This window comes from Aquitalea sp. ASV11, from assembly GCF_016429185.1.
In the GTDB taxonomy this organism is placed as follows: domain Bacteria; phylum Pseudomonadota; class Gammaproteobacteria; order Burkholderiales; family Chromobacteriaceae; genus Aquitalea; species Aquitalea pelogenes.
The window spans coordinates 206,107-226,541 of record NZ_JAELUD010000001.1 but is presented as its reverse complement, the minus strand read 5'-3'; the positions used below and the strand labels follow the sequence as shown (position 1 = coordinate 226,541).

Below are 20,435 nucleotides of genomic sequence, written 5' to 3'. Positions count from 1 at the left end.
GTGCGGGTCCCCGTCAATTCCTTTGAGTTTTAACCTTGCGGCCGTACTCCCCAGGCGGTCAACTTCTCGCGTTAGCTACGCTACCAAGGATTCAAACCCCCAACAGCTAGTTGACATCGTTTAGGGCGTGGACTACCAGGGTATCTAATCCTGTTTGCTCCCCACGCTTTCGTGCATGAGCGTCAGTGTCATCCCAGGGGGCTGCCTTCGCCATCGGTATTCCTCCGCATCTCTACGCATTTCACTGCTACACGCGGAATTCTACCCCCCTCTGACGCACTCTAGCTGTGCAGTCTCCAATGCAGTTCCCAGGTTAAGCCCGGGGCTTTCACATCAGACTTACACAACCGCCTGCGCACGCTTTACGCCCAGTAATTCCGATTAACGCTTGCACCCTACGTATTACCGCGGCTGCTGGCACGTAGTTAGCCGGTGCTTATTCTTCAGGTACTGTCATCCCCCAGCGATATTAGCGCTAGGGATTTCCTCCCTGACAAAAGTCCTTTACAACCCGAAGGCCTTCTTCAGACACGCGGCATGGCTGGATCAGGCTTGCGCCCATTGTCCAAAATTCCCCACTGCTGCCTCCCGTAGGAGTCTGGGCCGTGTCTCAGTCCCAGTGTGGCGGATCATCCTCTCAGACCCGCTACTGATCGATGCCTTGGTGAGCCTTTACCTCACCAACTAGCTAATCAGACGTCGGCCGCTCGAATAGCGCAAGGTCCTAAGATCCCCTGCTTTCCTTCTCAAAGCGTATGCGGTATTAGCTATCCTTTCGGATAGTTATCCCCCACTACTCGGCACGTTCCGACGCATTACTCACCCGTTCGCCACTCGTCAGCGGAGCAAGCTCCCTGTTACCGTTCGACTTGCATGTGTAAAGCATGCCGCCAGCGTTCAATCTGAGCCAGGATCAAACTCTTCAGTTCAATCTCATAGCAAATTTTCTGGCACGCAAGATCAAAGAAAATAACAAGTATTTCTTGAATTCTTGCAGTGCAAGTATTTGGCTTTCGCCAAGCACTCACACCTATCGGTTATTCTGTTTTTTAAAGAGCGGTGCAGGTCGCTGCGTTTCGTTTCCGTCGCTGCGTTGTCTGCTGAGGAGGCGAACTATACCGCCCTGACCCACCCTCGTCAACACTTTGTGCGAAGAAATCTGCAGGTTTTGCCAAAATTCCATCCCGCTGCGCGCTAAGTCACTGAACGGTAATACTTTATGAAATTCGGGTTTTATATCAAGCATTGCGCCCCGTATTTGCCGTCCCGGTACTGACTGCCGCAAGCATGATCTGTGGTGGCTCATCCGGCCACATTCGCGCTGCAATCTATCTATATGGCGACAAGATAATGCTGATGCCGCACTGCAGCGCTTCTGCTACTCTTTAGCCTTCTGCAAACTGCCCTAGTCCGCCTGACGGCGGCATCTGCCATGCTCAAGTTTGATGTATTGATTATCGGTAGCGGTCTGGCCGGCATGACCCTGGCCTTGCATCTGGCTGCCACTCGCAAAGTTGGCCTGATTACCAAACGTGATCTGCTGGAAGGCAGTTCGACTTATGCCCAGGGCGGCATCGCCGCGGTGCTGGATACGGAAGACTCTGTTGAAGAGCATATCCGCGACACCCTGATTGCCGGTGCAGGTTTGTGTAATGAAGAAGCCACCCGCTTTATTGTGGAGCACTCCAAGGAAGCAATTGACTGGTTGATTGCGCTGGGTGTGCCTTTTACCCGCGATGATACCCACAAGACGGGTTATCACCTGACCCGTGAGGGCGGCCACAGCCATCGCCGCATCATTCATGCTGCGGATGCAACCGGTGCAGCGGTGACGTCCACCCTGGGTCAGAAGATCAAGGCTCATCCGAACATTACCGTGCTGGAAGATTTCCTGGCCATCGACCTGATCACCTCCCGCAAGCTGGGGCTGGAAGGCAAGCGCTGTTATGGCGTGTATGCACTGGACAAGACGCTGGATCAGGTGGTGACCATTGCGGCGCAGCACACCATTCTGGCCTCCGGTGGTGCGGGCAAGGTTTATCTGTACACCACTAACCCGGATACGGCGACAGGCGATGGCATTGCCATGGGCTGGCGTGCCGGCTGCCGGGTGGGAAACATGGAATTCATCCAGTTCCACCCTACCTGCCTATACCATCCGCACACCAAGTCTTTCCTGATTTCCGAAGCGGTGCGTGGTGAGGGCGGCATTCTGAAGCTGCCGGACGGCACCCGTTTCATGCCGAATCACGACCCGCGTGGCGAACTGGCGCCGCGCGACGTGGTGGCGCGCGCGATTGACTTCGAAATGAAGAAGCATGGTCTGGATTGTGTTTATCTGGATATTTCCTACAAGCCGGCCAACTTCATCAAAGAGCACTTCCCCAATATCTACGCGCACTGCCTGGAACTGGGCATCGACATCACCCAGGAGCCGATCCCGGTAGTACCGGCCGTGCACTTTACCTGCGGTGGTCTGGTGACCGACCTCACCGGCCATACCGATGTGGACGCGTTGTATGCCGTGGGCGAAGTGGCTTGCACCGGCCTGCACGGTGCCAACCGTCTGGCCAGCAACTCCTTGCTGGAGTGTCTGGTGATTGGCAAGGCTGCGGCAGAGGACATTCTGGCAGAGCCGGTCATCACCTTGCCGCCGATTCCGGCCTGGGATGACAGCCAGGTGACGGATACCGACGAGGAAGTGGTGATATCGCACAACTGGGACGAGCTGCGTCGTGCCATGTGGGACTATGTGGGCATTGTGCGCACCAACAAGCGCCTGATGCGGGCGCTGAGCCGGATTCGCCTGCTGTCCGAGGAAATCAACGAGTACTACAGCAACTTCCACGTCACCAACGATCTGATCGAGCTGCGCAATCTGGTGCAGACTGCCGAGCTGATCGTGCGTTCGGCCCTGCTGCGCAAGGAAAGCCGTGGTTTGCACTATAGCCGCGACTACCCGGACACACTGCCGGAGACGCAGGAAACCGTGCTGGAGCCGCCGCTGCGCTGAGCGCACAGCGCTATTCCGAAACGGCACCCGACGGGTGCCGTTTTTCATGCTGCTCAGGTATCGCGACGCAAAGGCAGGGTAAACCAGAACACACAGCCACCGCTCACCCCGGTGCTGACGCTGAATTCGCCGCGATGGAACTCGACAATGGAGCGGCAGATATTCAAACCGATCCCCATGCCATCCGGCTTGGTGGAATAAAACGGGGTAAACAGCTCGTTCTTGATGTTATCGGCCAGCCCCGGTCCGTTATCGGCCACCTCCACCCGCCAGAAAGCAGCACCGACAGCAGTGCGCACGATGATGTGCGGGCGTCGCGTCTGGGCTTCCACCATGGCTTCAATGGCGTTCTTCATCAGATTGAGCAATACCTGTTCAATTAGCACCGGGTCCATGTCCAATCGGCAGACTGTGTCATCCTGCTCGATCAGCAACTGAACCCCGGCCTTGAAGGCCATCATCTCGGCCAGACCAGCAGCACGCGCCACCACGCGGGCCGGATCTACCGTTTCCAGCTGTGGTTCGTGCTTTTTCACAAAGGCGCGGATGCTCTTGATGATCTGACCCGCCCGCTGCGCCTGCTGGCTGATGGCAGACACCGCATCTCGCACCCCGTTGGGTAACTCCAGCGTGTCCGGCAAGCGTCGGGCCAGCCCGGCCGAATAAGTGGAAATGGCAGTCAGCGGCTGGTTCAGCTCGTGCGCCAGACTGGAGGCCATTTCGCCCATGGCAATCAGCCGCGAGGTGGTCTGGAAGCGTTCCTGCTGCGCCTGCGCCCGCCCTTCGCGCTCACGCTCTTCGGTGACATCGGTCAGGATCACCAGCCAGGCGGACTCCCCGTTGACCCACTCCAGCCTGCGCCGCTGCATCTGGAACCACTGTTTGCCATCCTGCAGGGTGAACTCACTGGCCAGATCGTCATGTTCCGGATCGGCACGCAAGCCCGGTAACAACAGACAGCATGGTGCGTCAGGCTCTTCCGCCAGCCACAGATACGCAAAAGTAGGGTTGCCATAAAGCAGCTGGCCGCTGTCCTGACTGACCACGCACACCCCGGCCTGCATGCCGTTCAGCACGGTCAGAAAACGCTGGTGCGAGGCATTGAGCGCCAAACGCTGGCGCTTGCGTTCGGTAATGTCAAACAGCGCGGCAATCCAGCCACGGTGGCTGCCGTCACGCTCGATCAGTGGGGTGGCATAGAGGCGTACTTCAATAAAATCGCCATTCTGGCAGGCAAAACGCAACTCGAAGCCCTGCTCCGGCTGCATGCCTTGCCGCACCGCATCCATGGCAGCGCGCATCTGCTGATGATCGCTGGCTGGCCAGAACACATGCGGCGGCCGCTGTCCCACCAGCTGTTCCGGCGCATAACCCAGCATTTCACAGAATGCCCGGTTCACCCGCAGGATTTCACCTTGCAGGCTGATGGCCACCAGGCCGCTTTTCATGCAGTCTTCAATCGCCTGACGCAAGGCCACTTCGGTGGAAAGTGCCTGCTCGGCGCGCGAGCGTTCGCGCATGTGGCGACGGATGCGCCAGATGGAATACAGCAAGGCTGCTGCCAGCAGGGTAATCAAGCCGGTGAGCACCGGCAGAGTCAGCCCCAGGCCGGAACGGTAGCTGACCGCGCGCAGGTAAACGCCGAAACCGGGCGGATCGAAACTGGTCTGGTGCGAGATATTGCCGGGATGTTCTGACGGGTCGAACTTGCTGGCCAGTGTTCGCCCCCCCACATCGACAAAACTGATGTAGTTCTTGGAGGCAATCCACCACGGCACCTGACGGTGCAGCAGCTGATCGAACTGATACACCAGCCGGATGCTACCCAGTACTTTTTCATTGGCAATGATGGGCACGGCCAGATCAAAGCGGTATTTGCCATCCGGCCTGCGGTAGGGCTGGCCATAAGATGCACGGCGCAAGCGCATGGCACGCCACACCGCGTCGTATTCGTCACCATGCAGCACCCGCCCCGGTGCAACCTGCCCGTGCTGGTCGCGCTGCAACATGGCTTGGGCGTCGATTTGCTGCACCAGCAATACTTCCGGGCTTTCGCGCATGAAAAACGCAGCATTGGAAATGAAGCGTTCCGGGCTCAGTCTGCCATTGGCGATATCCGCCGCCACCCCTTCCGCCCACTCTTGCTGGCCCTCCATATGCAGGCGCATCGACTGCTCCAGCCAGAGCACTTCCTGAATGAGATTGTCCCGCTGCTCATCCACCCAGTCGCGATACACCAGATAGAACAGACCACCCAGGGCCAGCACCAGGGCAATCAGGGTAAGCGAGGTTCCCAGCCACAGCAGGCGGGGGGAACGGCGACGGGCGAGCATATCAATGACGTGCATAAATGAGTTAGGGAAAACCCCAATGATGAAGTCCCCAATGGCATGTTGTTGGCGCGCCTTCTACTTTACACGGTATTAACAGCCCGCAGACAAGGGCTGTAATGACAAAGCAAAAACATTCAACGCTAACAGAAATGCAAACGGAGAGACGTATGAAACTGAAGATTGCTGCACTGCTGATCGGATCTTCTTTTGGTGTAGCCGGCATGGCCCAGGCCGCTGGTGAAATCGTCATCAAGTTCAGCCACGTGGTATCGCCGGACACCCCCAAGGGCAAGGCTGCCGAATACTTCAAAAAGCTGGCGGAAGAACGTACCCATGGCAAGGTCAAGGTACAGGTTTATCCCAACAGCCAGCTTTATAAGGACAAGGAAGAACTGGAAGCCCTGCAACTGGGCGCGGTTCAGATGCTCGCCCCGTCGCTGGCCAAGTTTGGCCCGCTGGGCGTGAAGGAATTCGAAGTATTCGATTTGCCGTATGTGTTCGACAACTACGACGAAGTGAACAAGGTGATGCACGGTGCCATCGGCAAGCAATTGCTGGGCAAGCTGGAAAGCAAGGGCATCAAGGGCCTGGCTTACTGGGATAACGGCTTCAAGAACTTCTCGGCCAACAAGCCGATCCGCACCCCGGCCGACCTGAAGGGCATGAAGATCCGTATCCAGTCCTCCAAGGTGCTGGAAGAAGAAATGCGTTCGGTAGGTGCACTGCCGCAGGTAATGGCCTTCTCGGAAGTGTATCAGGCACTGCAAACCGGCGTGGTGGACGGCACCGAGCTGGAAGCTTCCAACCTGTACACCAGCAAGGCCTATGAGGTACAGAAGCAACTGACCCTGACCCAGCACGGTTTCCTCGGCTATGCCGTCATCGTCAACAAGAAGTTCTGGGACGGTCTGCCGGCTGATATCCGCAGCGAACTGGACAGCGCCATGACCGATGCATCCAAGTACGCCAATGACATCGCCAAGAAAGAAAACGACCGCGCACTGGCCGCCATCAAGGCTTCTGGCAAAACGCAGGTTTACACCCCCACCGTGGCAGAGCGCAATGCCTTTAAGAAGGCCATGCTGCCGGTTCATGCCAAGATGGCCAGCCGTATCGGTCCGGACCTGCTGAAGGCCATTTACAAAGAAACCGGTTTCAACCCCAACAACTGATCAGCCCTGAATCGAGCGTGCGTGCAGTATTGCACCCACGCTCTTTTTGCGAAAAGAGAACAATCATGCTGAAATTCCTCGACCATCTGGAGGAGTGGATGATTGCCCTGTTGATGGGAAGTGCAACCCTCATCACCTTCGTGGCGGTACTGCACCGCTACGGTTCGGGCATCGAAACCCTGCAACCCTATCTAGCCCATATCAATATGGCGTGGGCCCAGGAACTCACCATCTACCTGTTTGTATGGATGGCCAAGTTCGGCGCTGCCTATGGCGTACGGACCGGCATCCACGTGGGTGTGGACGTGTTGATCAACCGCCTGTCTGACAAGACCCGTGCCAAGTTCATCATCTTCGGCCTCTTGTCCGGCGCACTGTTCACCGGCGTCATTGCCGTGCTGGGCGGCAATTTTGTCTGGGAAATCGCCCATACCGACCAGACATCGCCCGATCTGGAAGCCCCGATGTGGCTGGTTTATCTGGCCATTCCCTGCGGCTCTACCCTGATGTGCTTCCGCTTCCTGCAAGTAGCCTGGAACTTCATCAAGACCGGCAGCCTGCCCAAGCATGACCACGGCCATGTTGATGGCATCGAAGAAGGTGCCGAGGATCTGGACAACCTGCACCCGCACGACCTGAACCACGGAGGCAAGCACTAATGACCACCCTCATCATTTTCGGTCTGCTGCTTACCCTCATGCTGACCGGCATGCCGATCTCCATCTCGCTGGGTCTGACGGTACTGACCTTCCTGTTCACCATGACCCAGGTTCCGATCGAATCAGTGGCGCTCAAGCTGTTCACCGGTATCGAGAAGTTCGAAATCATGGCGATTCCATTCTTCATTCTGGCGGGCAACTTCCTGATGCACGGCGGTGTGGCCAAACGGATGATCCGCTTTGCCACCACCCTGGTAGGCCACTGGTATGGTGGTTTGGGTCTGGCTGGCGTGGTGTCCTGCGCACTGTTTGCCGCCATTACCGGTTCTTCCGTTGCCACCGTGGTGGCCGTGGGTTCCATCATCCTGCCGGCCATGGTGAAGCAGGGCTACCCGCAGCGCTTTGGTGCCGGGGTGATCACCACATCCGGCGCGCTGGGCATTCTGTTCCCGCCGTCCATCAACCTGGTGATGTATTCCATCGCCACCGCCGGCATGGACGTGACCGGCCCGGACGGCATGAGCGTGTCCACCGCTTCGGTCGGTCAGCTATTCATGGCGGGTGTGTTGCCCGGCCTCTGCCTGTCGGTCTTGCTGGGCCTGACCACCTGGTACCGTGCCAAGAAGTTTGACTACCCGCGCCTGCCGCGCGCCAGCTGGGGCGAGCGTCTGCAAGCCTTCCGCGAATGCGTGTGGGGCCTGTTGCTGATCGTACTGGTGATTGGCGGTATTTACAGCGGCATCTTCACCCCGACCGAAGCTGCTGCCATGGCTGCCGTCTACGCCTTCATCATTGCCGTGTTCGTCTACAAGGACATGGGCCTGAAGGATGTACCGCGCGTGCTGATCAATGCCGCGTCGATGAGCTCGATGCTGCTGTACATCATCACCAATGCCGTGCTGTTCTCCTTCCTGATGGCGTCCGAGCAGATTCCGCAAGCGATGGCCGCCTGGATGACCGCACAGGGTCTGGGTGTGGTGGCCTTCCTCTTGCTCACCAACATCCTGTTGCTGGCAGCCGGTAACTTCATGGACCCATCGGCCATTGTGCTGATCATGGCACCCATCCTGTACCCGGTGGCAGTCAAACTGGGGGTGAATCCGGTACACTTCGGCATTCTGATTGCAGTGAACATGGAAGTGGGCATGTGCCATCCGCCGGTGGGGCTTAACCTGTATGTGGCCTCCGGCATCACCAAGATGGGCATTACCGAACTGACCGTGGCCGTGTGGCCGTGGCTGCTCACCATGCTGGGCTTCCTGGTTGCCGTGACCTATCTGCCCGGTATATCACTGTGGCTGCCCCGAATGTTAGGTATGATGCAGTAATAGCAGGACAGGACAAAGTACGCGGCAGAGGTGAAAACCTCGTGCCGCGTACTTTGTCTGACAGGACCATAGCCCCGATAGAGGGTTAGCCCTTATAATATTCAGCTAAATTATTCAAAACGACCATAAGAAACCACCCAGGAGTTCACGAATGGACGAGCAACTGCGCCAAGCCGCACTCGATTTCCACCAGTTTCCTCAGCCCGGCAAGATCCAGGTGTCCCCGACCAAACCGCTGGCTACCCAGCGTGACCTCGCCCTTGCCTACTCCCCCGGTGTGGCCGCCCCGTGTGACGCCATCGTGGAAGACCCGCTCAATGCCTACAAGTACACCGCACGCGGTAATCTGGTAGCTGTCATCACCAACGGTACCGCCGTACTGGGCCTGGGCAACATCGGCCCGCTGGCCGGCAAGCCGGTGATGGAAGGCAAGGGTGTGCTGTTCAAGAAGTTTGCCGGCATCGACGTTTTCGACATCGAACTGAACGAGAACGACCCGGACAAGCTGGTGGACATGATCTGTGCGATGGAGCCGACTTTCGGCGGCATCAACCTGGAAGACATCAAGGCCCCCGAGTGCTTCTACATCGAGAAGAAGTGCCGCGAACGCATGGGCATTCCGGTCTTCCATGACGACCAGCACGGCACCGCCATCGTGGCCGCTGCCGCTGTACTGAACTCACTGCGCCTGGTCAACAAGGACATCGCCAATGTCCGCGTGGTGGCCTCCGGTGCCGGCGCTGCCGCCATCGCCTGCCTGGACCTCCTGGTAGCGCTGGGCGTGAAGCGTGAGAACATCACCGTCTGCGATTCCAAGGGCGTGATCTACCACGGCCGTGACGAAAAGCTGGACGAATCCAAGCTGCGTTACGCCATTGCCGACAACGGCTGGCGCAAACTGGCAGACGCCATGGTTGGCGCCGACATCTTCATGGGTCTGTCCGGCCCGCGCCTGGTATCCCAGGAAATGGTCAAGAGCATGGCCGCTCACCCGGTGATTCTGGCCATGGCCAACCCGGAACCGGAAATCCTGCCGCCGCTGGTGAAGGAAGTCCGTCCGGATGCCATCATCGGTACCGGTCGTTCCGACTACCCGAACCAGGTGAACAACGTACTGTGCTTCCCCTTCATCTTCCGTGGCGCGCTCGACGTGGGTGCCACCACCATCAATGAAGAAATGAAGCTGGCTACCGTCCGCGCCATTGCCGACCTGGCCATGGCCGAACAGTCTGACGTCGTTGCCTCCGCTTACGGCGACCAGGAGCTGTCCTTTGGCCCGGAATACGTCATTCCGAAGCCCTTCGACCCGCGCCTGATCGTCAAGATTGCCCCGGCCGTAGCCAAGGCTGCCATGGATTCCGGCGTGGCCACCCGCCCGATCCAGGATTTCGACGCCTACGCCGACCAGCTCACCCAGTTCGTGTACAAGACCAACCTGTTCATGAAACCGGTGTTTGCCCAGGCCAAGAAGGAAAGCAAGCGCGTTGTCCTGACCGAAGGTGAAGACGAGCGCGTACTGCACGCCACCCAGGAAATCGTGCTGGCAGGCCTCGCCCGCCCCATCCTGATCGGCCGTCCGAGCGTGATCGAAAAGCGTATCGAAAAACTGGGCCTGAAGCTGGAACCGGGCAAGGATTTCGAACTGGTCAACAACGAATCCGACCCGCGCTTTGCCGAATACTGGAAGGACTACTACAACCTGATGAAGCGCAAGGGCGTTTCCCAGGAGCAGGCCCGTCGCCGTGTGATCGGCAACACCACGCTGATTGGCGCGCTGATGGTTCGCCGCGGTGATGCAGACGCGATGATTTGCGGAACCTATGGCACTTACCGTCAGCATTTCGACATCGTGGAAACCGTGCTGGGCTACGACAATGCCGACAAGGTGGCCGGTGCCATGAACGCACTGATCCTGCCGACCGGCAACATCTTCATCACCGACACCTACGTGAATGCCAAGCCGGATGCAGTACAACTGGCCGGTATCACCAAGATGGCGTCCGAAGCGATGAAGCGTTTCGGTATTGCACCGAAGGCCGCCCTGCTGTCCAACTCCAGCTTCGGCACCATCAACGGTGAATCCGCCGACAAGATGCGTTCCGCACTGGAACTGATCCGCGAGGCCCAGCCTGACCTGGAAATCGATGGCGAAATGCAGGGTGACGCCGCCCTGGTGGAAGCCATCCGCACCCAGGCCATGCCGGAAACCACGCTGAAGGGCTCGGCCAACCTGCTGATCATGCCGAACGTTGAAGCTGCCAACATCAGCTACAACCTGCTGCGTGTTTCGGCATCCGACGGTGTGACCATCGGCCCCATCCTGATGGGCATGAGCAAGCCGGTACACATCCTGACCCCGATCTCCTCGGTACGCCGCATTGTCAACATGGTGGCCCTGGCTGCCGTGGATGCGCAGGTAGCAGCCAACAACAGCTAAGCTGTCGTCTTTGGTCTTATACTGAACGGGCAAGCCAGTCTTGCCCGTTTTCTATTTCTGACCAGGAGATAACGTCATGAGCGCCGATTTCAACCCGAACGACCCATTCGCCATGTTCCGCCAGTTCTGGCAAACTGCCACTCCTGTCAGCGCCCAGCCCTTTCTCCCGCCGATGAGCGAGGAGGAAATCGACCGTAAACTGGCAGAGCTGCGGGTAGTGGAAGGCTGGCTGACCATGAATCTGGGCATGCTGTCCATGCAGATGAAAACGCTGGAAATGCAGCGTGCAGCCCTGTCTGCCCTCAAACCGCGCGACGAAAAAAAATAAACCGTCACAAACGGTAACGACGACGGGACAAGCCGGCCAAAGACGCCGACACCCGGATAAACCATAATGCATTTCCGTGCACGAACGCTTTTAGAAGAACCCTGCGTGAAAACAATCGAATCAGCGTCCCGACCACACCCTGTCCGGCTGCTAGGCCAGCTGGCGAGTGGCGGATTTTCCCAGCGCGACTATCTGGATGAACGCAAGAACCGTATCAAGCTGGTACTGCGCAGCTTGCTGTCACTATCCAGCAGCTACCGCTGGCTGGGCTTCCTCAGCAGCCAGCCCATGCTGCTGGACTACCTGAAGCTGGCTCCGCGACTTTCGCAAAAGCTGCATCGCCCCTATTTGCACCGTGGGCTGGGCAATGCCGCCAAGGTACAGATGCTGCAACAGCACTATGGCCGGGTACTGCAACTGCCGCCAGCCGTGCGCAGCCAGTTGCTGTCGCTGGACAATATCTGCCTTGCCAGCGTTACCGGCAAGGATGAAAGCAGTTTCAGCTGGGTGATGGGACATAACCATTACTTCGACAAGGAAGGCGAGCTGTCGCTGCAGTTTGTCGATGGCCAACAGGTGGCACTGGCTACCCTCACCTTTACCCTGTGCCAGTACCAGGGGCGGCCGGTGGCACTGATTGGCGGCTTGCAAGGCCCGCGCAAGGAATTTGGCCATGAGTGCATCCGCACCGCCACCAAGGCTTGTCACGGTCTGTTTCCCAAGCGGCTGGTACTGGAAGCATTGACCGTCATTGCCCGTGAAATGGGCTGCCAGCAAGTGCTGGCCGTGTGCAAGGACAGCCACATTTACAGCTCCTGGCGCTACCGGCGTGAATTCCAGGCTGATTACGACAGCTTCTGGCTGGATATCGGTGCCGAGAAAATCAACACCGAATACTTCCGCATCCCCTTCCCCATCCCGCGCAAGCCAATGGAGGAAATTGCCAGTAAAAAACGCAGCGAATACAACCGTCGCTATGCCTTGCTGGACGAGATGGCAGAAAAAATCAGCCACGTCTTGCGTTAAGCCTTGCCAAGCAAAAAGCACCGGACAGGTGCTTTTTTTCATTTATATCTCAGCAGCAGTCAAGGCCGTGCCAGCGAGAAATCCGCATGCACCAGGGTATAGGCATCCCCCGCCAGTTTGCCAATGGGGTGCAGTGCCTGTACATCAATCCGGCCATCCTGATACACCGCATCCGCCACATGCACATGGCGGACTTCACCCAGCACCAGCGTGCTGCCACCCGCCCCGTACCCAAGGTCGAGGCAGCTATGCAGCACACACTCATAGCGCACCGGTGAGCGCGCCACGCCGGGTGCCTTCACCTGCTTGCTGCGCACCTTGGCGAGGCCGGCCAGGTCAAACTCGTCCACTTCCGCCGGATAGGCGGCACAGGACTGGTTCATTTCCTCGACCAGCTCCTGGCTGACAATATTCACCACGAATTCGCCGGTCGCGCGGATATTGGCCAGGCTGTCCTTGTCGCTGCCATCCGGCTTCTTGAGTATGGTCACGGCCAGCATCGGCGGATTGAGTCCGGCAACGGTAAAAAAGGAAAACGGTGCCAGGTTGGCCACACCCAGCAAATCCTGCGTGCTGAGCCAGGCAATGGGACGCGGCAGCACACTGCCAGTCAGTAATTTGTACAGGCTGGTACCATCCAGCTCTCTGACATCACAATCCATCTTGCTCACCGTTTGGCTGATTCCTGATGCCACCATTCTAATGCTGCGACGCAGCACAAGAAAAGGAGGAATGACAGGCTGGTGACAGTCGCAACAAACAGCCAGCCCACGGCAGCGAGCATGCTGCCACTGGCATGCGATTTATCTTGCCGCACGCATGGTGCAGATTCCGCGCTGCCGGTAAAATGCCGCCATGAACGCACCCCGCTTTATCCATCTTCGCCTCCACTCGGAGTTTTCCATCACCGACGGCATTGTCCGCCTCGACGACGCGGTAAAACGTGCGCAGAAGGACAATATGCCTGCCATGGGCATGTCGGACCTGATGAACCTGTTCGGCATGGTCAAGTTTTACAAGTCCTGCCGCAACAAGGGTATCAAGCCCATCGTCTCGGCCGATATCTGGCTGGAAAACGAAGAAGACCGCGACAAGCCCACCCGCCTGATGCTGACGGTGAAAAACCGTGAGGGTTATCGCAGGCTATGCGAACTGTTGACCCAGGCCTTCACCCACAACCAGTACCGTGGCCGCGCCGAAATCAAGCGCGCCTGGCTGGAACAGGGCGATAACAGCAACCTGCTGTGCCTGTCCGGTGCACATCTGGGTGATGTCGGCGTGGCACTGGCCATGGGCCAGCGCGAAGAAGCGATGCGCCGCGCGCAGTACTGGGAGAGCCTGTTTCCCGACAGTTTCTATCTGGAAGTCCAGCGCGTGGACAATGCGCAGGTGGAAAGCGTGGTACAGGCCACATTGTGGCTGGCAGGCGAAACCGGCCTGCCGGTAGTGGCCACCCATCCCATCCAGTTCATGGACCCGGACGACTTCAAGGCCCACGAAGCACGGGTGTGCATTGCCGAGGGCTACACGCTGGGCGACAAGCGCCGTCCGCGCAATTTCTCCGAATGCCAGTATTTCCTCTCTACCGAACAGATGCTGGAGCGTTTTGCCGATATTCCGGAGGCGCTGGAAAACACGGTGGAAATTGCCAAACGCTGCAATATTTCGGTGGTGCTGGGCAAGAACTACCTGCCGCTGTTCCCCACGCCGGAAGGCATGACGCTGGATGATTTTCTGGTGTACGAAGCCAAGCGCGGGCTGGAAGTGCGGCTGGAACAGCTGTTTCCCGACCCGGCCGAGCGCGAGGCGCGCCGCCCGGAATACGATGCCCGGCTGAAGTTCGAGTGCGACACCATCATCCAGATGGGTTTCCCCGGTTACTTCCTGATCGTGGCGGACTTTATCCAGTGGGGTAAGGGCAATGGCTGCCCGGTAGGCCCGGGCCGGGGTTCCGGTGCCGGTTCGCTGGTGGCTTACAGCCTGAGCATTACCGACCTCGACCCGCTACGCTACGCCCTGCTGTTCGAGCGTTTCCTGAACCCGGAACGGGTATCCATGCCCGACTTCGACGTGGACTTCTGTCAGGAAAACCGCTGGCGCGTGATCGAATACACCCGGCAGAAATACGGCGAAGAAGCCGTCAGCCAGATTGCCACCTTCGGCACCATGTCGTCCAAATCGGTGATTCGCGACGTGGGCCGGGTGCTGGACCTGCCCTTCGGCCTGTGCGACCGCCTGTCCAAGCTGATTCCGCTGGAGGCCAACAAGCCCCTGGGCCTGGAAAAGGCCATGGAAGTGGAGCCGCAGATCGGTGAGGTCATTGAATCGGAAGGTGCCAATGAGCTGATCGAACTGGCGATGAAGCTGGAAGACCTCACCCGCGGCATCGGCATGCACGCCGGTGGTGTGCTGATTGCCCCGGGCAAACTTACCGACTTCTGCCCGCTGTACATTGCGAGTGCCGACGGTGCCTCACCGGTGTCGCAGTTCGACAAGGACGACGTGGAGCAGATCGGCCTGGTGAAGTTCGACTTCCTGGGCTTGCGCAACCTCACCATCATCGAACTGGCCCAGCGTTACATCAAGCAGGTCAGCAATGAGGACGTGGACGTTGCCCATCTACCGCTGGACGATGCCGACGCCTACAAGATTTTTGCCAGCGCCAACACCACCGGCGTGTTCCAGTTTGAATCCTCCGGCATGAAAAAAATGCTGGTGGAAGCCAAACCCAGCAAGTTCGAAGAAATTATCGCCTTCGTGGCTCTGTACCGTCCGGGCCCGATGGACCTGATTCCCGACTTCATCCAGCGTATGCACGGGGCCAAGTTCGAATACCTGCATCCGCTCTTGGAGCCGGTACTGGCCCCCACCTACGGCATCATGGTGTATCAGGAACAGGTGATGCAGTCCGCCCAGGTAATTGGCGGTTACTCGCTGGGCGGTGCCGACTTGCTGCGCCGCGCGATGGGTAAAAAGAAGGTGGAGGAGATGGTGGCGCAGCGCGCCATGTTCGTGCAGGGTGCCGCCAAGCAGGACATTCCCGAATCCAAGGCCAACGAAATCTTCGACTACATGGAGAAATTCGCCGGCTACGGTTTCAACAAGTCGCACGCCGCCGCCTATGCACTGGTGGCCTACCATACGGCCTGGCTCAAGGCACATCATTGCGCCGCCTACATGGCTGCCACCATGTCCACCGAACTGGACAATACCGACCAGCTCAAGGTGTTTTATGACGACGCCACCGACCCCAAGAACGGCCTGCGCTTCTTGCCCCCGGACGTCAATCACAGCTTCTACCGTTTTGTGCCGGTCAGCCGTCAGGAAATCCGCTATGCACTGGGCGCGATCAAGGGCAGTGGCGAATCTGCCGTCGACCATATCGTGGCAGTGCGTGAAGCCAGTGGCCCCTACACCAGCCTGTTTGATTTCTGCCAGCGCACTGACAAAAAGCTGGTAAACAAGCGGGTGATCGAAGCGCTGATCCGCGCCGGTGCCTTTGACAGCATCGAACCCAACCGCGCCCTGCTGTTTGCCAATGTCGGCCTGGCGATGGAAGCAGCCGATCAGGCCCATGCCAATGCCAATCAGGGCGGCCTGTTCGACATGTTTGGCGACGATGTGGCCCCGGCAGTGGAAATGGTGGCCACCCGGCCATGGAATGACGCCGTCAAGCTGGCGGAAGAAAAACTGGCCATCGGCTTCTACCTGTCCGGTCACCCCTTCTCCGCTTATGCGCAGGAAGTGCGTGCTTTCATCAAGACCACACTCTCGCGCCTGACCCCGCGCAAGGAGCCGCAACTGCTGGCCGGTTTTGTCACCGGCATCCGCGTCAAGATGGGCAATCGCGGCAAGATGGCCTTTGTCGAACTGGACGATGGCAGCAGCAAGCGCGAAATCGGCCTGTTTGGCGACAGCTACGAAGTCAACCGCAACAAGCTGAAAGAAGACATCGTGCTGGTGGTGCAAGGCAAGGTAAGCGAGGACAGTTTCTCTGGCGGCCTGCGCATCATGGCTGACCGCATTTACGATCTGGGCGAGGCACGCAGCTGCTTTGCCCGCGGCCTGTCCTTGCAGATGAACGGCAATGCCGATGTCAACCGGCTGAAAGCCTTGCTCACACCCTATCGTGACGAGGAAAACGGCGGCCTGGTTCGCATCAGCTACAGCAATGCCCAAGCGCGTGGCGATGTGGCCCTGTCGCAAGGCTGGGCCGTACGGCTGGACGACAGCCTGCTGCTGGCCTTGCAGGACTGGCTGGGCGAAACCGCGGTGAAGATATTGTGGTAAAGCCCGGCTGAATGCCGGCACCGGCCTTGCTGCTGGCGGGCAACAATTGTTCATCATTGACAGCCAGTCACCGTTTGGCAGCCGGCAGCCGGCATCGTAAGCTGTGCTGCTGCCATCAGGGCAGCGTCTCACCATCCACCCATGCCGTGCGTTTGCCAAACAGCTGCGCACGGCATGTCTGATTGCATCAAAGGGGAAACATGAACTGGAATCAGGAACTGGGCACCAGCCTGGTGTGGGTAGCCAAGGCCTATGGCATCACCTGCCTGCTGTTTGTCATTGCGGTGTGGAGCCTGACCCGGCTGACCAGCTGGGGCCGGCAATTCTGGCAACTCAGCGGCGCTTACTTCAGCCTGCGGCGTAGTGCCAAACCACTGCTGGCCATTGCGCTGATCCTGCTGCTGACCCTGGCCGGCGTGCGGCTGGACGTGGTGCTGTCCAACTGGAGCAACGGGCTGTATACCTCCTTGCAGCAACTCAACGAAAGCCTGTTCTGGAGCTTTGTCCGCATTTTCTGCATTCTGGCCAGCCTGCATGTGCTGCGCAGCCTGTTCAGCTTTTACGTCAACCAGAGCTTTTCCATTCACTGGCGTGCCTGGCTGAACGAGCAATTACTGCAAAAGCTGCTGCAGAACGACGCGTTCTACCGCCTGCAATATCTGCCACAACACAGCGACAACCCCGACCAGCGTATCCAGCAGGATGTCAGCAGCTTCGTCAGCAGTTCGCTCGGCCTGTCGATGGGCGTGGTCAGCGCCCTGGTGTCCACCCTGGCCTACACGCTGATCCTGTGGAACCTGTCCGGCCCCTTGCAGTTGCTGGGAGTGGAAATACCGCGCGCCATGGTGTTTGCGGTATTTGTCTACGTGCTGATTGCCACCGTGCTGGCGGTGAAGATAGGCCGCCCCCTGGTGCGCTTGAACTTCCTGAACGAGCAATACAACGCCAACTATCGTTACCTGCTGGTACGCTTGCTGGAGTATGCAGAAAGCATTGCTTTTTATGCCGGGGAAAAAGTGGAAGGCATGCTGCTGCGCAGCCGCTTTGGCCAGATCATCCACAATAACTGGCGCATCGTGTTCCGGTCGCTGAAATTCCAGGGCTTCAACCTGATTGTCAGCCAGACAGCCGTGGTGTTTCCGCTCATCGTGCAGGCCCATCGCTTTTTCTCCAAGCAGATTACCCTGGGCGACCTGATGCAAACCTCCCAGGCTTTTGGCACGCTGCACGACAATCTGTCCTTCTTCCGCAATGCCTACGACGACTTTGCCGGTTATCGCGCGGTGCTTAACCGTCTGTCCGGTTATTGCGACTCCATGCAGGAAGCAGCCAGCCTGCCGCGCCCGGCCATCAGCCATCAGGGCAAGCGGCTGGCGCTGGAAGCCTTCAGCCTGCACAGCCCGGCTGGCGACTGCCTGCTGGACAATGTCTCCATGGAAATTCCGGCAGGCAGCGCGCTGCTGATTCGCGGCCGTTCCGGTTCGGGCAAAACCACGCTGCTGCGTAGCCTGGCCGGGCTATGGCCCTATAGCAAGGGTCAAATCACCCTGCCAGCAAGCGGTGTGATGTTCCTGTCGCAAAAGCCATACCTGCCGGGCGGCAGCCTGCGCGATGCGCTGTACTACCCGGCCACGCCGCCACAAGGCAGCAGTGCAGAGCTGGAGCAAGTGCTGCAAAAGATCCAGCTGGGCCATCTGCAGAGCAAGCTGGATGAAGAACGCGACTGGGGGCACAGCCTGTCGCTGGGCGAACAGCAGCGCCTGGCCTTTGGCCGCCTGTTGCTGAACCAGCCAGATATCGCTTTTCTGGACGAAGCCAGTTCGGCACTGGATGAAGGACTGGAGGATGCCATGTACCGCCTGCTGCGAGAGCAATTGCCGGATACCACGCTGGTGAGCGTCGGCCATCGCAGCAGCCTGCTGCAATACCATCAGCAGCAATTGCAGATTCTGGGCGGCGGGCGCTGGGAAGTCCTGTCTGCCTGAATCGGCAACTCAATCACCCGACCGCACGGCCCAAGCCGTTGCGGTCTTTTTTATGCCTGATCGTACCCTTGGTATCAGAAGCATTTTTTTATGCTGTTTGAAGCAAAACTGCAAAATCATCAAAAAATTCAAAACTTTCCTGCAAACGTCATGCCTAGCTGCTATAGGTAAATTTACGTAGCACACCTATATGCCATTGACGAATAACGATAAGACGAAACACTTGCAAGGAAGACTATCATGACCATCATCCGACGCCTCATCCTCACCCTCGCCATTGCCCTGCTTGCCCTGCTGCTGGTGGGCGGTTTTGGTGCATACCAGCAAAAGCAGGCCAGCAATCGCTTTGAAGACACCGTGTCCAATCTGGCCCCCAGCGTGCGGGACCTGAACGGCATGGTGTATGCCTTCATGGACATCCGCAGCGCGATCATCAAGCATTCGGTATCGCACACAGCAGGTGAAAAAGCCGCTGCAGAAGCCATGTCCGGCGAAGCCGACAAAAAACTGGAAGACCTGCTGAATGACTACGAGAAAAACCTGATCTCGGACGATCACGACCGCCAGCTTCTGCAAGATGACAATGCAAAACTAGCCGCGTATCGTGCTGAGCGCAGCAAATTTTTCGACTTATCTCGCAGTGGCAAGGAAGATCTGGCCGATGCCATGCTGCGCGACGGCCCCTTGAATACCACCGGTGCAGACCTGCGCAAAGCCTTGAATGCTCACACCGAGTACAACCTCAAGCTGGCTTTTGACACGCTGGAAACCAACAAAGCTGCCTATAACAGCGCCTTGCTGCAAACCGGTAGTGTGATTGGGGTAGTGACTTTGCTGGTACTGTTCATGGGCATCACCCTGTTCCGCACCATCAGCCGTGGCCTGTCCTCCATGCAGAACACCATGCAGCAGGTCAGCCAGTCGCTGGACTTCACCCAGCGCGCCCCGGTCATCAGCCAGGATGAAATCGGCAATACCGCCACTGCCTTCAATAATCTGCTGAGTGGTTTGCAGACCAATCTGAAATCCATTCTGGAAGGGGCGCGCTCGGTAGCCGCAGCCTCGGAAGACCTGTCACAGACTGCCACCCAGGTGGCTGCTGCAGCCGATGCGCAATCGTCCTCTTCTGCCAATATGGCCGCCACCATCGAACAGATGACCGTGAGCGTAAACCACGTGGCCACCCGTGCCGAAGAATCGCGCGACCTCGCGCACAATGCCGGCAGCCTGGCGCATCAGGGTTCCACCACCATCAGCCAGACCATTCACGACATCCGCGACATTTCCAGCGCAGTGGACAGCGCAGCGGGCAGCATTCGCGAACTGGACACCTACAGCGCCCAGGTGGACACCGTGGTGGGGGTAATCAAGGATATTGCCGACCAGACCAATCTGCTGGCGCTGAATGCCGCTATCGAAGCAGCACGGGCTGGCGAAATGGGTCGCGGCTTTGCCGTGGTGGCCGACGAAGTGCGCAAGCTGGCCGAACGCACCAGCAGCTCCACCCAGGAAATTTCCTCCACCATCAATGCCATGCGTGACCGCTCGCGTCAGGCCACCGAACAGATGCATGCCGCCGAGGAACTGGTACGCAACGGCGTGAGCCGTGCCGACCATGCCGACCATGCCATCAAGCAGATTGGCGAGGCCACCGGCAATACCGTGCACATGGTCACCGAGATATCCGATGCCATCAAGGAACAGGGCAAGGCCACCAACAATATTGCGGTACAGGTAGAACAGATTGCCCAGATGACGGAAGAAGCTTCGTCGGCAGCACAGGAAGCGGCCAGCAGTGCGCGCCATCTGGACGAACTGGCACGCCACCAGATCAGCACCTTGCAGCAGTACCGCCTGTAAAACA

General features: G+C 58.4%; 12 protein-coding genes and 1 rRNA gene. 10 read left to right on the top strand and 3 right to left on the bottom strand.

The features are described from left to right. Positions 1-929, bottom strand: a 16S ribosomal RNA gene (locus JHD62_RS01025); the annotation flags it as partial. 503 nt (positions 930-1,432) lie between these two features. On the opposite strand from JHD62_RS01025, the gene nadB reads away from it, so the two are divergent. Then, the gene (gene nadB, locus JHD62_RS01020) at positions 1,433-3,013 is read left to right on the top strand and encodes an L-aspartate oxidase (protein ID WP_199101401.1); all 1,581 of its coding nucleotides are present in this window, start codon (positions 1,433-1,435) and stop codon (positions 3,011-3,013) included. A 53-nt stretch (positions 3,014-3,066) separates the two neighbouring features. On the opposite strand, the gene JHD62_RS01015 is transcribed toward nadB, so the two are convergent. Further along, the gene (locus tag JHD62_RS01015) at positions 3,067-5,346 is read right to left on the bottom strand and encodes a PAS domain-containing sensor histidine kinase (RefSeq protein WP_199101400.1); all 2,280 of its coding nucleotides are present in this window, start codon (positions 5,344-5,346) and stop codon (positions 3,067-3,069) included. A 167-nt stretch (positions 5,347-5,513) separates the two neighbouring features. Here JHD62_RS01015 and JHD62_RS01010 point away from each other — a divergent pair, with 167 nt between their 5' ends. The 6 genes from JHD62_RS01010 (at position 5,514) to JHD62_RS00985 (ending at position 12,296) form a co-directional block, all read left to right on the top strand. Next, the gene (locus tag JHD62_RS01010) at positions 5,514-6,518 is read left to right on the top strand and encodes a TRAP transporter substrate-binding protein (protein WP_199101399.1); all 1,005 of its coding nucleotides are present in this window, start codon (positions 5,514-5,516) and stop codon (positions 6,516-6,518) included. A 65-nt stretch (positions 6,519-6,583) separates the two neighbouring features. Continuing rightward, positions 6,584-7,177 (top strand): TRAP transporter small permease, encoded by a 594-nt coding sequence (locus JHD62_RS01005; RefSeq protein WP_045847198.1) that lies wholly within the window; start codon positions 6,584-6,586, stop codon positions 7,175-7,177. Further along, complete coding sequence (locus JHD62_RS01000; protein ID WP_199101398.1) at positions 7,177-8,505, top strand: TRAP transporter large permease; 1,329 nt, start codon at positions 7,177-7,179, stop codon at positions 8,503-8,505. The genes JHD62_RS01005 and JHD62_RS01000 overlap by 1 nt, the downstream gene beginning before the upstream one ends. Positions 8,506-8,656: 151 nt before the next feature. Next, positions 8,657-10,942, top strand: a complete 2,286-nt coding sequence (locus JHD62_RS00995; RefSeq protein ID WP_045847196.1) for an NADP-dependent malic enzyme — start codon at positions 8,657-8,659, stop codon at positions 10,940-10,942. A gap of 76 nt (positions 10,943-11,018) precedes the next feature. Then, complete coding sequence (locus JHD62_RS00990) at positions 11,019-11,270, top strand: PhaM family polyhydroxyalkanoate granule multifunctional regulatory protein (protein WP_199101397.1); 252 nt, start codon at positions 11,019-11,021, stop codon at positions 11,268-11,270. A 105-nt stretch (positions 11,271-11,375) separates the two neighbouring features. After that, the gene (locus JHD62_RS00985) at positions 11,376-12,296 is read left to right on the top strand and encodes a VirK/YbjX family protein (protein ID WP_199101396.1); all 921 of its coding nucleotides are present in this window, start codon (positions 11,376-11,378) and stop codon (positions 12,294-12,296) included. A 59-nt stretch (positions 12,297-12,355) separates the two neighbouring features. Here JHD62_RS00985 and JHD62_RS00980 read toward each other — a convergent pair whose 3' ends face one another. After that, on the bottom strand, positions 12,356-12,958 hold the full coding sequence (locus JHD62_RS00980) for a flavin reductase family protein (protein WP_233160490.1): 603 nt from the start codon (positions 12,956-12,958) through the stop codon (positions 12,356-12,358). A 193-nt stretch (positions 12,959-13,151) separates the two neighbouring features. Between JHD62_RS00980 and dnaE the strand changes: the two genes are divergently transcribed. The 3 genes from dnaE to JHD62_RS00965 all read left to right on the top strand — a co-directional run bounded on the left by dnaE (position 13,152) and on the right by JHD62_RS00965 (position 20,431). Beyond that, positions 13,152-16,586 carry a DNA polymerase III subunit alpha gene (gene dnaE, locus JHD62_RS00975; RefSeq protein ID WP_199101394.1) on the top strand — a complete coding sequence of 1,145 codons (3,435 nt, stop codon included), beginning with the start codon at positions 13,152-13,154 and terminating at the stop codon, positions 16,584-16,586. 200 nt (positions 16,587-16,786) lie between these two features. Continuing rightward, the gene (locus JHD62_RS00970; protein ID WP_199101393.1) at positions 16,787-18,571 is read left to right on the top strand and encodes an ABC transporter ATP-binding protein/permease; all 1,785 of its coding nucleotides are present in this window, start codon (positions 16,787-16,789) and stop codon (positions 18,569-18,571) included. A 240-nt stretch (positions 18,572-18,811) separates the two neighbouring features. Continuing rightward, the gene (locus tag JHD62_RS00965) at positions 18,812-20,431 is read left to right on the top strand and encodes a methyl-accepting chemotaxis protein (protein WP_233160472.1); all 1,620 of its coding nucleotides are present in this window, start codon (positions 18,812-18,814) and stop codon (positions 20,429-20,431) included. Positions 20,432-20,435: the final 4 nt, after the last annotated feature.

Excerpts from the sequence above, each read along its gene's own strand:
- nadB (WP_199101401.1), top strand. The coding sequence starts at position 1,433 with ATGCTCAAGTTTGATGTATTGATTATCGGTAGCGGTCTGGCCGGCATG.
- JHD62_RS01015 (WP_199101400.1), bottom strand. The coding sequence starts at position 5,346 with ATGCTCGCCCGTCGCCGTTCCCCCCGCCTGCTGTGGCTGGGAACCTCG.
- JHD62_RS01010 (WP_199101399.1), top strand. The coding sequence starts at position 5,514 with ATGAAACTGAAGATTGCTGCACTGCTGATCGGATCTTCTTTTGGTGTA.
- JHD62_RS01005 (WP_045847198.1), top strand. The coding sequence starts at position 6,584 with ATGCTGAAATTCCTCGACCATCTGGAGGAGTGGATGATTGCCCTGTTG.
- JHD62_RS01000 (WP_199101398.1), top strand. The coding sequence starts at position 7,177 with ATGACCACCCTCATCATTTTCGGTCTGCTGCTTACCCTCATGCTGACC.
- JHD62_RS00995 (WP_045847196.1), top strand. The coding sequence starts at position 8,657 with ATGGACGAGCAACTGCGCCAAGCCGCACTCGATTTCCACCAGTTTCCT.
- JHD62_RS00990 (WP_199101397.1), top strand. The coding sequence starts at position 11,019 with ATGAGCGCCGATTTCAACCCGAACGACCCATTCGCCATGTTCCGCCAG.
- JHD62_RS00980 (WP_233160490.1), bottom strand. The coding sequence starts at position 12,958 with ATGGATTGTGATGTCAGAGAGCTGGATGGTACCAGCCTGTACAAATTA.
- dnaE (WP_199101394.1), top strand. The coding sequence starts at position 13,152 with ATGAACGCACCCCGCTTTATCCATCTTCGCCTCCACTCGGAGTTTTCC.
- JHD62_RS00970 (WP_199101393.1), top strand. The coding sequence starts at position 16,787 with ATGAACTGGAATCAGGAACTGGGCACCAGCCTGGTGTGGGTAGCCAAG.
- JHD62_RS00965 (WP_233160472.1), top strand. The coding sequence starts at position 18,812 with ATGACCATCATCCGACGCCTCATCCTCACCCTCGCCATTGCCCTGCTT.